This window comes from Acetobacter sp. A11-2, assembly GCF_040208445.1.
Classification (GTDB): domain Bacteria; phylum Pseudomonadota; class Alphaproteobacteria; order Acetobacterales; family Acetobacteraceae; genus Acetobacter; species Acetobacter oryzoeni.
Genome location: NZ_CP157843.1, coordinates 2,128,685 through 2,141,868, shown reverse-complemented (window position 1 = coordinate 2,141,868; position 13,184 = coordinate 2,128,685). Strand labels below are relative to the sequence as shown.

The window sequence follows — 13,184 nt, the reverse complement described above, 5'->3', positions numbered from 1 at the left end:
ACCGGCCACGAAAAACCGTGACCGGTGTCAAAGGGAATGTGCCCTAAAAATCCAAAAACAGCAGGATTTTTATAGCGCAAGCCCATGGTTTTGTCATGGTTTTTCGGGCCTTTCAGGACATAAAAACCATGAAAATACACAGTGCCGATAAGAAAGGGGTCTGCTCAAATGTGAGCACCCCTGTTGATTTTCAGGCAATCAATCGCGCTTCCCTTGGGGTGCTGCTTGTGCTGCTGGGGCGCTGGCTCCCGGATGGCAAAAAGCAGGGCCATGAATGGGTGGCGCGCAACCCCAAGCGGAGTGACAGGAAACCCGGCTCTTTCAGTGTGAACCTGAACACAGGTCGCTGGGCAGATTTTGCTCAGGCCGATGCGCGCGGCGGGGATGTCATCTCCCTTGCAGCCTATCTGGCGGATTGCTCACAATATGAGGCAGCCGTGATGTTGGCAAAAATGCTGGGGCTGGCAGGGGATGCGCGATGAGTGATTCCCAGCACATCCCTGCTATGGCCTGCATAGATGAGAACAGCCTGTTCAAACCGCTGACAGATCAGGAAAGGCAGGCTGCCGGTCGGCTTGCGGCAGATACCCGCGGTGCGGAAATTTGGGAGCCACTGACGCCAGCGCCCTCCGAACCGGAGAAGCCTCGCAATGTTACAGATATGTGGGTGTACCGGGACGCGGAGGGGCGACCTTTGTTCGCCCGTTTCCGGTATAACGGCAAGCCCGATGCAGATGGTCTTCCGAAAAAGGAAGTGCGCCCGCTAACGTATGGCCGCCGCGTCTGGACTGACAGCAATGGTAAACGTCATGACGTCACGGGATGGCATTGGAAACAACCAGCCAAGCCGTTGCCTCTCTATGGTCTGGATAGGCTCGCTGCCAAGCCTGATGCGCCAGTGCTTCTGGTGGAGGGCGAGAAAGCTGCTGATGCCGCCTGTGACCTGTTTCCCGATCTGGTAGTGCTCACCAGCGGAGGGAGCACATCAGCCCGCAGTGCCGATTGGTCACCGCTTGCAGACCGGGATGTCACGATCTGGCCTGACAATGACGAGGCCGGTGAGAAATATGCTGAACACGCTCTTGAGGCGCTACGGGACGCCGGTGCCGCGTCTGTGCGGATGGTTAAACTGCCAAGTGGTTTACCGCCCAAATGGGATCTGGCTGATGACCTTCCCCTTGAAATGACGGGAGGTGATGAGGTCGCTGCGGTAGAGATCCTACGCCCTCTCATTGATGGGGCGCCACAGGCAGAAGCCAATGTGAAGATGCCGCCCGGTTATAGCATGACGAGTCGGGGCCTCTATTACACACCAGAAGCAGGGGAAGATGACACGCCCAAATCTCCCGTGTGGATCTGCGCCCCTTTTGAAGTTGTTGCCGAAACGCGAGATGAAAACGGGACAGGGTGGGGATTGCTGATCAACTGGCGAGATCATGACCGGCGCGCGCATCAGTGGTCTATCCCGCGTAAAATGGTGCACGGGGAAGGTAAGGATATTGCGGGTGAGCTGGAAGATGCAGGCCTGAACTGCAATATTTCTGCTACCCGACAGCTTCGCCAGTTCATTGCCTCCGTTCATACCAAAAGCCGTCTGCGCTGTGTCACCAGTTCAGGTTGACACAGGACGGATGATGGACCGGCTTTTGTGCTGCCCAATGGCATGACATTGGGGGAGGGCCGTCGGGCTGTGGCATTTCAGACAACGCGCGCAGCTGCTGGCATGGAGTATGCCGCGGCGGGCAAGCTGGAGGATTGGCAGAAAGCTCTCGCTGTCTACGCCGTGGGAAACAGCCGTTTGGCATTTGCCTTGGCTGTGGCTTTCAGTGGGCCGCTTTTGGATATCATGGGTGAACAGTCCGGCGGTTTTCATATTGTTGGCGCAAGCCAGACAGGCAAATCCACAGCCCTGTTTGCGGCGGGCTCTGTCTGGGGCAAGGGCGATAGGGACGGGCAGATACGTTCATGGCGTGGCACGACAAATGGGACGGAGGGCATCGCTGCCGAGACGTCTGACACCTTGTTGATTCTGGATGAGATGGGGCAGGCAGACGGGCGCGAGGTCGGAGACATTACCTATATGCTGGCCAACAATACCGGCAAGCAGCGTGCAGGCCGAAACGGGGAAGCACGGGCCCGCAAGACGTGGCGGTCTCTGTTTTTATCAACGGGTGAGGTCACGCTTGCCACCAAGATGGGAGAGGCTGGCCGTCGGGTTATGGCAGGGCAGGAGGTACGTCTTGTCAGTATTCAGGCAGATGCTGGGGCCGGTATGGGGGTGTTTGAAAATCTGCACGGAATGCCTGGCGCTGGGGATCTTGCTGATCATATCCGCAGGGCTGCGCGCACTCATTATGGTACGGCCAGCCGCGCCTATCTTGATGCTCTTGTCAAAGAACGTGCTGACGATGAAGCGGGTCTCGCATCCGGTATCAAGAGGCTTGTGGACCGGTTTGAAGCAGACTGCCTGCCTAATGGCATAGCAACAAGCGGGCAGGTGCGTTCTGTTGTGCGCCGCTTTGGGTTGGTGGCTGCGGCTGGTGAAATGGCCGTGGCTTACAAGATTCTGCCGTGGCCATCGGGAGAAGCTACGCGGGCTGCGAAAACCTGTTTTATGTCATGGCTGGATGATCGTGGCGGAACGCAGGCTGGAGAAGATCAGGAAGCAGTTGAGCAGGTGCGCCTGTTCATAGAACAACACGGCAACAGCAGATTTGAGCCTCTGAGTTGCTCAGGTGACGCCAATAACTCATACGACAAGACGTTAAACCGCGTTGGTTATCGTCGTCGCGTTGACGCATCGGAAGGAAGCCGGTGGGAGTATCTCATTTTTCCAACATCGTGGCGGGATGTGGTTTGTAAGGGCATTGATCCTAGGCGCGCAGCGCAGGCTCTGATTGAAGCCGGCTATCTAAGGGCGGGAGATGGTGGCCGCCCTTCAAGCGCAGTTAAAAATCCAGTTACGAATAAAACGACACGTTTTTACGTGGTGAATGGAGACATTATCGGAGGTGACCAGTGATAATTTTTCATTTGGTTACCATGGTTACCGAGGTCAGAGTGGATGCGGTAACCAGCCTAATTGAAGAAAAACAGCAGAAATCTGCGGGTATTTATCCTTGGTTACCAAGTTACCAAGGTTACCGTGAAAAAAGGATAACCCGGAGGGCATTGTCATGGTGAGCAATGCTTTGCGCTCCTTATTTGAGAGAGAAGCTTTTGCTGAGAAATTTTATCCCTCCGCCTTAGAATTGCAGGCTGATGATACATCCTCAGAAATTGTTGCCGATCATCTGATAAACGAACTTGCAAGAATTGGTTGTCGGATTGTTCTCGTGGAGGGAAGGCCTGTTATCCGAGGTAACCGAGTCGCGATATCCTCAGATCTGCTGGCAAAGGTGAAGAAGAATAGAGAAGCTATTGTTGAAAGCTTGAAAGTCCTTCTGTCGGATGATCAAACCTCGTATAAGCAAGCGGGCATTCGTTTGGATAAGGAAACCGGTAAGATGCACATCTTCGGGGACCCCAGTTCTGAATGGCTCAGGGCACAAGGCTGGAAATGGGACAGGCGCCGCCATCGTTTCATGGCTCCCTATCCATTCGACAGGGAAGACCCGCATCCAAGTTGTATGATTGGTGGCGGCCCCAAGCTTCCCGCAGGTTTTCCTGAGGTGATTTATGAGCCAGAGCATCGGGAAGGACGGGCAGCTTAGAATAGGCAAAGCTAGTTGCTGCGGCGGAATTGATATGGGCGTTCCTCAGATATGAGGAGCGCCTTTTTCGTATAAGACGGTTATTCTGTTACCCTTATTCTCTCTGTGAGTAGCAATAAGGTATTTATTTATAATTTATATAAGAGTTCTTCATTATAAGAATATTATTATCTGAGGGACCCTTAATCTTTGCGGCTACATACTGCAGAGCGGCACGCATCAGGACGGCTGGATAATCTCTTCAGCGTTGTTTTTAAGAGGGGAGTTAAGGGGGGTAAAATTATAGCCCACTCTCGGAAAGTGGCTTTTTTCTGCGATTTTTTGGAAGTCTCTGGCGGAGGGGAAGGGATTCGAACCCTCGATACGACTTGACATCGTATAACGGTTTAGCAAACCGCCGCCTTCAGCCACTCGGCCACCCCTCCGCCGAAGAGTGCGAACATACACGACGTTTGCACCGCTGCTTTTAGGGGGTTCAACGCGTTCCGTCAAACCCCCTGAAAACTTATTTTTTCAAATTGTAGATTTTAGCCGTCTAGCTGAGCCTTCAGGGCCGAATTTACCAGGGCAGGGTTTGCCTTGCCTTTGGTTTCCTTCATGACCTGACCCACAAAGAATCCGAACAGCTTATCTTTGCCGCCACGGTATTCTGCCACCTTATCCGCATGTTTTTCCAAAATGGCGGCAATGGCAGCATCAATCACACCTGTATCGGTGACCTGCCGCAGGCCTTTGCGTTCCACAATGGCATCCGGGCTATCACCGGTTTCCACCATGTCTTCAAACACTTCCTTGGCGATCTTGCCGTTGATGGTGCCATCAGCAATCAGATCAAGCATTTTACCCAAGGAGGCTGCGCTGACAGGGCTGGTTTCAATGGTGTTGCTGGTGCGGTTCAGGGCCGCAAACAGATCACCAATCACCCAGCTTGCCGCCAGCTTGCCATCGCGCCCTTTGGCCACGGTTTCGTAAAAATCCGCCACAGCCTGTTCTGCAACCAGTACGCCAGCATCGTAGGATGGAATGCCGTAGTCTTTCTGGAAGCGCGCACGCTTTGCATCCGGCAGTTCTGGCAGCTTGGATTTCAGCTCATCCACCCATGCCTGTTCTACCACTAGTGGCAGCAGGTCAGGATCTGGGAAGTAGCGGTAATCATGCGCATCTTCCTTAGAGCGCATGGTGCGGGTTTCACCGCGGCCCGGATCAAACAGGCGTGTTTCCTGATCAACTTCGCCACCGTTTTCCCAGATTTCAATCTGGCGCGTGGCTTCCACTTCAATGGCCTGCATAACAAAGCGGATGGAGTTGACGTTCTTGATCTCGCAACGGGTGCGGAAAGGCTCACCTGTCTTGCGCACAGAAACGTTTACGTCCGCACGCATGGAGCCTTCTTCCATGTTGCCATCACACGTGCCCAGATAGCGCAGAATCTGGCGCAGCTTACGCAGGTAAGCCCCAGCTTCTTCTGGTTCGCGAATATCGGGTTCGCTCACAATTTCCATCAGGGCCACGCCGGCGCGGTTCAGGTCCACAAAGGATTTTGTGGGGTCCTGATCATGCAGCAGCTTACCGGCGTCCTGTTCTAGATGCAGGCGGGTAATGCCAATCTGGCGCGTTTCACCGCTCTGAAGCTCAATTTCGATAGAGCCCTTGCCGATGATAGGGTGCTCGAACTGGCTGATCTGGTAACCCTGCGGCAGATCGGCGTAAAAGTAGTTTTTACGGTCAAACCGGCTGAACAGGTTGATCTGGGCATTCAGCCCCAACCCGGTGCGAATGGCCTGCGCCACGCATTCCTTGTTGATAACAGGCAGCATGCCGGGGAAAGCCGCATCAACAAGGCTAACCTGTGTGTTCGGGTCACCCCCAAACTTTGTGGAAGCACCGGAAAACAGCTTGGACTGGCTGATAACCTGTGCATGCACTTCCAGCCCCACCACAATTTCCCACGGGCCGGTTTTACCTTCAATTACGTAGCTCATGCGCCTGCTCCCGCATGTACGGACGGAAGGTGCGTAAAGCCTGCCGCCGCTTCTAACGCGCCGCCAATGGACAGCACTGTTTCTTCATCAAAATGTTTGCCAATGACCTGCAGCCCCAGCGGCAGGCCATTACCATTCAGCCCAACCGGAACGGAAAGGGCAGGCACGCCGGCCATGCTGGCGGGCACGGTAAAGATGTCGTTCAGATACATCTGCACCGGGTCATCCATGTTTTCACCCTGCGCAAAGGCAGCAGATGGCGCGGTGGGGGTTAGCAGCACATCCACATTTTCAAACGCCTGTTCAAAATCGCGCTTGATAAGGGTGCGGACTTTCTGGGCTTTCAGATAGTAAGCATCGTAATAGCCAGCAGAAAGCACATAGGTGCCCATCAGGATACGGTTGCGCACTTCTGCACCAAACCCTGCGGCGCGTGTGGCTTCATACACACCATCCAGCGTGGGCGCATCCTTGCGGATACCAAAGCGGATGCCATCATAACGTGCCAGGTTGGAGGAGCATTCAGCCGGAGCAATAATGTAGTAAGTGGTCAGGCCGTATTTGGTGTGCGGGAGAGAAACATCCACAATCTCGCAGCCTGCTTCTTTTAGCCACGCAATGCCCTGTTCCCACATGGCCACAACTTCTGCTGGCAGATTGGGGGAGCGATATTCTGTGGGAATACCCACGCGCAGGCCCTTTACGCTTTTACCAACAGCTTTGCTAAAAGCAGGCACAGGGCGGTTTGAGCAGGTGCTGTCTTTTTCATCAAAGCCAGCCATGGCTTCCAGCATCAACCCGGCATCTGCCACGCTGCGTGTCATGGGGCCTGCCTGATCGAGCGAACTTGCGAAAGCAATGGTGCCCCAGCGGCTGCAACGGCCATAGGTGGGCTTTAGCCCCACAATACCGCAATACGCGGCAGGCTGGCGGATGGAACCACCTGTATCCGTGCCTGTGGCGGCAAGGCCCAAGCCCGCAGCAACAGCGGCGGAAGACCCACCGGAAGATCCACCCGGCACCAGTGTGGCGGAGGGATCATCCTTGCGCTTCCACGGGCTTGCCACCGGCCCGAAAGCTGATGTGATGTTGGCAGAGCCCATGGCAAATTCATCAAGGTTGGTTTTGCCAAGGAAAACCGCACCTGCTTTCAGCAGGTTGGCCGTTACTGTGCTTTCATAAGGTGGCACAAAGTTTTCCAGTATCTTGCTGGCAGCCGTGGTGCGCACGCCTTTGGTGCAGAACAGGTCTTTCACGCCAATGGGCAGACCATCCATAAGGCCGGCAGTGCCTGCGGCGTAACGGGCATCTGCTGCATCTGCCGCCGCCAGAACTGTTTCTTCTGGCAACACGGTAATATAGGCGTTCAGCACCGGGTTCAGGCGGGCAATGGCGTCCAGTTGGGCTTTGGCCAGTTCCCGTGCAGAAAATTTGCGGGCGGCAAGCCCTTCACGCGCTTGGGTGAGCGTCAGTCCGGTCAGCATTATTCCACCACCTTGGGTACTGTATAGAAGGGGCCAGATGTTTCTGGCGCACAGGCCAGCAGGGCATCACGGCAGTTGCCGTCTGTTACCTTGTCTTCCCGCTGGCGTAGGGTTTCGGTTTCTGTCCCCACCATGGGGGGAACGCCTTCCACATCCACTTCGGCAAGCTGGTCAATCCAGCCCAGAATACCGTTCAGCTTCTGGCGTGTGGCTTCAAGCTCATGCTCTTCCAGCCCGATACGGGCCAGTTTGGCAATGCGGCGGGTGGTCGCAAGGTCTAGCGACATGAAAGCGGACCCCTCTTTTCTTGATCTCAATAGGAAGAAAGCACCTAGCATAATCGCGCGAAAGGCAACATACCGTCCGTATGACACTGCTTAGCCTGACAGACCTTGTTGCAACCCTGCCCAGACACGCGCGCCTGCTAGGGATAGACCCCGGCAAAAAGCAGGTGGGGCTGGCGCTTTCCGATGTTTCCCGCATGGTGGCCTCACCATTTCAAACGGTAAAACGCGGGAAACTAGGGCAAATGGCCAGCTTTATTCGTGATCTTGCCAAAGAACACGAAATTGGCGGCATGGTTGTGGGGATTCCCCTTTCCTTAGATGGGTCCTTTGGCCCAGCGGCACAGGCCAGCCGAGATTGGGCGCTTGCGCTTTCGGAACAGACAGGCTTGCCCGTATGCCAGTGGGATGAACGCCTTTCTTCATCTGCAGTGAATCGTATGCTTATTGATGAAGCTGATCTCTCCCGCGCGCGGCGGGCAGAAATGGTGGATCGGCTGGCTGCGGCATATATCTTGCAGGCCGCGCTGGACTCTCTGCCGCGTTAAACGTGTTTGGCAGAACTGCCACGGATGTGGCGTACATTTGCCATAAAGCCTTTGAATACTTACCTTTAGCAATAAGGTTTTCACTTAAGAGGATGTATCTCGTGTCTCATAATTCTTTTCGGACGGCCGCTACAACTCTGCTGGGTGCTGCCATGTTTGCTGTAAGCCTGCCTTGCGCTCACGCTGAGGAAGGCATGCTGGGCCGCGCATGGGATAACACCCGCCAAGGAACCGAGCACGCTTGGAACAAGACCAAGGAAGGCACGAATAAAGCTTGGGAAAAAACAAGCAACGGCACAGAAAAAGCGTGGGACAAAACCAAGGACGGTACCCGCAAGACTTGGGACAAGACCACCGAGGGTAGTGAAAAGGCGTGGGATAAGACCAAAGAAGGCACCCATAACGCCTGGGATAAAACCCGCGAAGGTACGGAAAAAACTTGGGACAAAACCAAAGAGGGCTCTCACAAGGTTTGGAACAAGACAAGCGAAGGGACCGAGCATGCCTGGGATAAAACCAAGGACGGTTCTCGCAAAGCTTGGGACAAAACAAGTGAAGGAACCGAGCACGCTTGGAACAAGACCAAGGAAGGCACAGAAAATGCCGCGCACGATGTTGGCCGGTGGGGTCAGAACACGTTTTCTGATGACAAAAAATAACGCTGCATAACGGCGCTAAAAAAGCCCGCTCTACCTTTGATGGTAGGCGGGCTTTTTTGTTGTTTGCGCAAGAACAGGAGGGATGGCGTATTTAATGTTTGATATGTGCGGCTTTGCGCATTTTTAAATTGTGTAAAGTTTGCAGTAATTTGCGAAAAGAATTTTGTATTTGCAGCCAATACGCGCCAAATGCTGTCATTCTGGCCTCCTGTTTTTCTTGATCGTTATTTTCAAGAGTAAGTAGGAATGATGGCCTGACTATGACGATATATTTGGTGAAATGAATTCTGATTTTAAAAATATATGACAAGGCAAAGAAAAAGGCGGCCCCAAGAAAGGCCGCCTTTTTGCTGATAACTGCAGAAAAATGCAGATCAGGCTTTTGCTTCTTCCAGCAGAATCTGTTCGATGATGTCCAAGCCTTCATCAACCAGTTCATCAGATGCGGTCAGCGGTGTCAGAATGCGGATGGTAGCGCCCTGCACACCACAGGCCAGAAGGATCAAGCCTTTTTCACAGGCACGGGCACATAGTTTGGAACCAAAGCCTTTGCGCTGTTCCACACCAGCATGATGTTCCAGAATATCAAAGGCAACCATTGCGCCCAGCCCACGCGGCATGCTGACAGGCAGCATATCTGTGCGCTTGTGCCAGCCTGCAATGCGGGCTTTCAGGCGTTCACCCATGCTGTTGGCGCGGTCCAGAAGCTTTTCTTCTTCAATAATGTCCAGCACGGCCAGGCCAGCAGCACAGCCCAGCGGCGCGCCAGCATATGTGCCACCCAAGCCACCCGGAGGCACGGAATCCATCAGTTCTGCACGGCCAATCACGCCGGAAAGCGGGAAACCACCTGCCAGAGATTTGGCAATGCACACCAGATCGGGTTCTACGCCAGAATGCTCAATACCAAATAGCTTGCCAGTACGGGCAAAGCCGCTCTGCACTTCATCTGCAATCAGTTTAATGCCGTGCTGGTCGCAAATAGCGCGCAGGTGTTTGAGCAGTGCAGTAGGGGCAACGCGGAAGCCGCCTTCACCCTGCACAGGCTCAATAATAATGGCAGCCACATTGTTGGGGGAGATATCAGCCGCAAACAGGAAGTTCAGCATCTTCAGGCTGTCTTCCACCGTGATGTCATGATCATCGGGGAAGGGGATGTGGTAAACTTCGCCCGGCAATGTGCCGAAGGGTGCTTTGTAAGGCAGAACCTTACCCGTAAGCGCAGAAGCCAGCAGTGTGCGGCCATGGAAGCCGCCGCAGAAAGCAATCACGCCATTGCGGCCAGTTGCTGCACGCGCAATTTTTACGGCGTTTTCTGTAGCTTCACCACCCGTGGTGAAAAAAATGGTTTTGGCATCGCCAGAAAACGGTGCGCGGGCATTCAGCTTTTCAGCCAGTTCAATATAGGGCTCGTAAGCAGAAACCTGAAAAGCCGTATGGGTAAAACGGTCTAGCTGCTTTTTAACAGCATCCATCACTTTTGGGTGGCGATGGCCAACGTTCAGAACGGCAATGCCGCCTGCAAAGTCAACATAGCGCTTGCCTTCTACATCCCAGATTTCGGCATTTTCTGCGCGGTCTGCAAAAACGGGGGTGGAGGTAGCAACGCCGCGTGGCACAGCATTGGTGCGGCGGTTCAGAAGGTCTTTATTCGTGGCCATTAATATGGGCTCCCGGGAACTATGTTGCGGGCAAAGTTGTTTCTGTTCCGTAAAATGTTTCGCGGGGGAGGGGGAGGAGATTTTTTGTTGCCTCTGTGGTGATAAAAAGTCACCAGCAATTAAGCGCATTCATATCGTTACGTAGGCGCTTAACTGCATTTTAAGGGAGGGTATGTGTACTTTGCGTTTCCAGTTCCACCTGTTCCAAAAGCCAGTTTCGGAACGTGATGAGAGATTTTTTCTCCCATGTGGCAGTAGAAGCGCGCAGAAGATAGGCCCCTAGGGCTACTTCTCGCAAAGGGGTTTGCGTAGGCTGCACCCGCACAAGGTGGCCTGTTTCAAGGTCATTTCCCAGCAGGAAGATATTGCCAAGAGCAATGCCTTCTCCGGCGCGGGCAGCCGCCAATGTAATATGGGCCTGCCACAGGCGTGTTGCGGCAGGTAGTTTTGTGCAGGCTACATTTTGTGCGTGAAACCAGAGTTTCCATTCGGCTTCATCTTCTTCCTGCAATAAGGGTGCACGGAGCAAATCTGCTGTTGTGCGGGGCTGCCCGCCCAGTTCTGTAAGACATGTGGGGGCAGCTACCGGAAAAACATCTGGCCGGGCAATAATCATGCTGCGTGTGTTGCGGGGTTCAGCTAACGGGGCATCATCACGCACATAACCGATATGAGCATGATTATCTGTTTCCACGCCCGTAACGTGGAAAGCCGTATTCGCATCTACTGGGCGCAGCATGATTTCCAGTTGAGGGTGCGCGCGCCGAAAGGAGGAGAGTCGCGGCAGCAACCAATGGTACGCAAAACCATGCGCGCAGGTAATGGTAAGGGGGGGCGTGTGGTTGCGGATATCTGCCGTGGCCGTGGCCAGTTCTTCCAGCAATGGGGTGATGCGGGAATAATAAGTGTGACCCGCTAATGTAAGAGTTCCTGTTTCCTTATCCCGCAAAGGTGTGCCTAAAATATTTTCCAGATCCCGAATATGGCGGCTGATGGCTGCGTGATCTACGCGCAGTTCTGCTGCGGCCCGTCTGATACCGCCTGTGCGTGCAAACGCCGTAAAGGCATTGAGCATGGCTAGAGGGGGAATGCGGTATCGTTGGTCCATAAGTCGCCAGTCAGGGAAAAGTCTGCAGAAACAGGTGGGTTAAAATGGCGGCTCTGGCAAGAGTTATACCTGCATAATCAGGCAAAGATTGAAATATGAAGCAAAAATAAGGTAAGGGTTGCGCCATCTTACAACGGTCCCGCGCAAGCGGGTTTGAAAGGGAATGCCGGAGGTTCCTGCTTTGGAACCCAGTCGGCAACTGCCCTCGCAACTGTAGGCGGAGAGTCTATTACTCCTTAGCCGCATAAAGCGGTAGTCACTGGTGTTCGCATCGGGAAGGCTGAGTAATGCGCAATGACCCGCGAGTCAGGAGACCTGCCGTTGTTGTCTTGTTTAATCGCCGGGCGAGGGAACCGGAGATGGATGATTTGCGATGTTTACTCCTCTGCCCTCGGCAGATTTCTCCTTAAATACATCTTGGGCTTTTGTCTTCACGCGGCGTGGTGAAGTGTAACAATGCTTTGTGTTCCAAATAGAATTTGGAAGAGGTTTTGGTATGCTCTGCACCGTTGATTGCTGGTTGGCGAGAATCTGACGGATGGAGCAGGCAAGTATCTCACATGCAATGATGTTCCTTTCGGGTGCCGCTTTTCTCAAGGTGGGAGAGCAGCAGGCGTGTTCGGAATGCCCTTGCTGTTAGGCTTCGTCCTTCTATGATGAGGGCCGACCAAACCATGAAGTTCTGTTTCACACTCTTTTGTGCCTGCTCTGGCGGGCTTTAAATTTAAAAAGGATACAACATCATGAGCACATCTGTTCATACAGCTATGCCGGTTGCGGCAGCGGGCCAGAGCATTCCGGTTCGTGCCATTCTGCCTTGGGCTGTTTTCGGCCTGATTGTTTCTGCATTGCTGATCTACTTTGTAGGTGCAGAGCAGGGCGCCACTTCCCTGATTTCCGGGCATGCTGTGCATGAGTTTGTGCATGATGGCCGCCATCTTCTTGGTTTCCCCTGCCACTAAGGCACGAGAGGAAAGTTTTACTCATGGTTGGTCGTCTTTTAGCCCGCGGCATGGTCGCGGGCATTCTGGCTGCATTGCTTTCTTTTGTATTTTCAAAAATTTTTGGTGAACCGCAGGTCGCTTTGGCTATTGCGTTTGAAGCCGCTCAGGATGCTGCTGCAGGTGCCGCGCCAGAACCTGAACTGATAAGCCGTGGTGTGCAGGCATCTTGGGGCTTACTTACTGCTGTGCTGATGTACGGTGCCGCATATGGCGGTATTTTTGCTATTGTTTTTGCATTCGCCTATCAGCGCCTTGCAACATTAAGCCCACGCGCTATGGCATTATTGCTGTCTGGCGTTGGGTTTTTAACCTTTGTGCTGATACCAGATTTAAAATACCCACCCAATCCACCCGCAGTTGGGCAGGAAGAGACCATTGCACTGAGGACAGAAATGTATTTTGCAATGGTTGGCCTTTCTATTGCCATTTCCATGATTTGTTTGTTGGTGGGGCGCGCACTGTCTAACGTAATCGGGTATTGGAACGCTGCTGTATGTAGCATTATTCTGGGTATTGCGCTTGTCGCCGCTGTGCAATTTGGTCTGCCAGATTTTAATGAAGTGCCAGACAATTTTCCTGCTGTAGTGCTTTGGCGTTTTAGAGAAGCATCTATCGGAATGCAGATTGTTTTGTGGTCTGTATTGGGGCTGGTTTTTGGCGCTTTGGCTGAAAAATGCCTGCCATCAGAAAACGGTGTGGCGCGGAAGACTGTCTGATTTTTCCGAGCGGCCTTCTATACAA

11 protein-coding genes, 1 tRNA gene, 1 pseudogene and 1 riboswitch are annotated in these 13,184 nt (G+C 53.5%); of the genes and pseudogenes, 7 read left to right on the top strand and 6 right to left on the bottom strand.

What is annotated here, in order from left to right:
• Positions 1 to 128: 128 nt before the first annotated feature.
• The 3 genes and pseudogenes from ABNV41_RS10380 (at position 129) to ABNV41_RS10370 (ending at position 3,713) form a co-directional block, all read left to right on the top strand.
• Positions 129 to 482 carry a hypothetical protein gene (locus ABNV41_RS10380; RefSeq protein ID WP_087652125.1) on the top strand — a complete coding sequence of 118 codons (354 nt, stop codon included), beginning with the start codon at positions 129 to 131 and terminating at the stop codon, positions 480 to 482.
• A pseudogene (locus tag ABNV41_RS10375) lies at positions 479 to 3,022 on the top strand (DUF927 domain-containing protein). The gene ABNV41_RS10380 and the pseudogene ABNV41_RS10375 overlap by 4 nt, the downstream one beginning before the upstream one ends.
• Before the next feature lie 154 nt (positions 3,023 to 3,176).
• Entirely contained in the window at positions 3,177 to 3,713 is a 537-nt protein-coding gene (locus ABNV41_RS10370; RefSeq protein ID WP_349934647.1) for a hypothetical protein, read from the top strand.
• Positions 3,714 to 4,045: 332 nt separating this feature from the next.
• Here ABNV41_RS10370 and ABNV41_RS10365 read toward each other — a convergent pair.
• The 4 genes from ABNV41_RS10365 to gatC form a co-directional block, all read right to left on the bottom strand.
• Positions 4,046 to 4,138 (bottom strand) — tRNA-Ser (locus ABNV41_RS10365).
• A gap of 102 nt (positions 4,139 to 4,240) precedes the next feature.
• Positions 4,241 to 5,695, bottom strand: coding sequence for an Asp-tRNA(Asn)/Glu-tRNA(Gln) amidotransferase subunit GatB (gene gatB / locus ABNV41_RS10360; protein ID WP_050818706.1), 1,455 nt, complete (start codon positions 5,693 to 5,695; stop codon positions 4,241 to 4,243).
• Complete coding sequence (gene gatA, locus ABNV41_RS10355) at positions 5,692 to 7,179, bottom strand: Asp-tRNA(Asn)/Glu-tRNA(Gln) amidotransferase subunit GatA (protein WP_050818704.1); 1,488 nt, start codon at positions 7,177 to 7,179, stop codon at positions 5,692 to 5,694. Before gatA ends, gatB begins: the two co-directional genes overlap by 4 nt.
• Positions 7,179 to 7,466, bottom strand: coding sequence for an Asp-tRNA(Asn)/Glu-tRNA(Gln) amidotransferase subunit GatC (gene gatC, locus ABNV41_RS10350; protein WP_003626251.1), 288 nt, complete (start codon positions 7,464 to 7,466; stop codon positions 7,179 to 7,181). Before gatC ends, gatA begins: the two co-directional genes overlap by 1 nt.
• 80 nt (positions 7,467 to 7,546) lie before the next feature.
• Between gatC and ruvX the strand changes: the two genes are divergently transcribed.
• On the top strand, positions 7,547 to 8,011 hold the full coding sequence (gene ruvX, locus ABNV41_RS10345; RefSeq protein WP_003626252.1) for a Holliday junction resolvase RuvX: 465 nt from the start codon (positions 7,547 to 7,549) through the stop codon (positions 8,009 to 8,011).
• 2 nt (positions 8,012 to 8,013) lie between these two features.
• Complete coding sequence (locus ABNV41_RS10340; RefSeq protein ID WP_050818702.1) at positions 8,014 to 8,670, top strand: endoglucanase; 657 nt, start codon at positions 8,014 to 8,016, stop codon at positions 8,668 to 8,670.
• A 374-nt stretch (positions 8,671 to 9,044) separates the two neighbouring features.
• On the opposite strand, the gene gabT is transcribed toward ABNV41_RS10340, so the two are convergent.
• Together gabT and ABNV41_RS10330 are read right to left on the bottom strand one after the other, a co-directional pair.
• A complete protein-coding gene (gene gabT, locus ABNV41_RS10335; RefSeq protein WP_050818700.1) occupies positions 9,045 to 10,331 on the bottom strand; it encodes a 4-aminobutyrate--2-oxoglutarate transaminase in 1,287 nt (428 codons plus the stop codon).
• Positions 10,332 to 10,491: 160 nt separating this feature from the next.
• On the bottom strand, positions 10,492 to 11,439 hold the full coding sequence (locus ABNV41_RS10330; RefSeq protein WP_050818698.1) for a LysR substrate-binding domain-containing protein: 948 nt from the start codon (positions 11,437 to 11,439) through the stop codon (positions 10,492 to 10,494).
• A 117-nt stretch (positions 11,440 to 11,556) separates the two neighbouring features.
• Positions 11,557 to 11,777, top strand: a riboswitch (cobalamin riboswitch).
• 405 nt (positions 11,778 to 12,182) lie between these two features.
• Between ABNV41_RS10330 and ABNV41_RS10325 the strand changes: the two genes are divergently transcribed.
• On the top strand, positions 12,183 to 12,401 hold the full coding sequence (locus ABNV41_RS10325) for a CbtB-domain containing protein (protein ID WP_050818696.1): 219 nt from the start codon (positions 12,183 to 12,185) through the stop codon (positions 12,399 to 12,401).
• A gap of 23 nt (positions 12,402 to 12,424) precedes the next feature.
• The gene (locus ABNV41_RS10320; RefSeq protein ID WP_050818694.1) at positions 12,425 to 13,159 is read left to right on the top strand and encodes a CbtA family protein; all 735 of its coding nucleotides are present in this window, start codon (positions 12,425 to 12,427) and stop codon (positions 13,157 to 13,159) included.
• Positions 13,160 to 13,184: the final 25 nt, after the last annotated feature.

Coding starts and splice junctions, on each gene's coding strand:
- ABNV41_RS10370 (WP_349934647.1), top strand. CDS start 3,177: ATGGTGAGCAATGCTTTGCGCTCCTTATTTGAGAGAGAAGCTTTTGCT.
- gatC (WP_003626251.1), bottom strand. CDS start 7,466: ATGTCGCTAGACCTTGCGACCACCCGCCGCATTGCCAAACTGGCCCGT.
- gatB (WP_050818706.1), bottom strand. CDS start 5,695: ATGAGCTACGTAATTGAAGGTAAAACCGGCCCGTGGGAAATTGTGGTG.
- ABNV41_RS10320 (WP_050818694.1), top strand. CDS start 12,425: ATGGTTGGTCGTCTTTTAGCCCGCGGCATGGTCGCGGGCATTCTGGCT.
- gabT (WP_050818700.1), bottom strand. CDS start 10,331: ATGGCCACGAATAAAGACCTTCTGAACCGCCGCACCAATGCTGTGCCA.
- ABNV41_RS10380 (WP_087652125.1), top strand. CDS start 129: ATGAAAATACACAGTGCCGATAAGAAAGGGGTCTGCTCAAATGTGAGC.
- ABNV41_RS10330 (WP_050818698.1), bottom strand. CDS start 11,439: ATGGACCAACGATACCGCATTCCCCCTCTAGCCATGCTCAATGCCTTT.
- ruvX (WP_003626252.1), top strand. CDS start 7,547: ATGACACTGCTTAGCCTGACAGACCTTGTTGCAACCCTGCCCAGACAC.
- gatA (WP_050818704.1), bottom strand. CDS start 7,179: ATGCTGACCGGACTGACGCTCACCCAAGCGCGTGAAGGGCTTGCCGCC.
- ABNV41_RS10325 (WP_050818696.1), top strand. CDS start 12,183: ATGAGCACATCTGTTCATACAGCTATGCCGGTTGCGGCAGCGGGCCAG.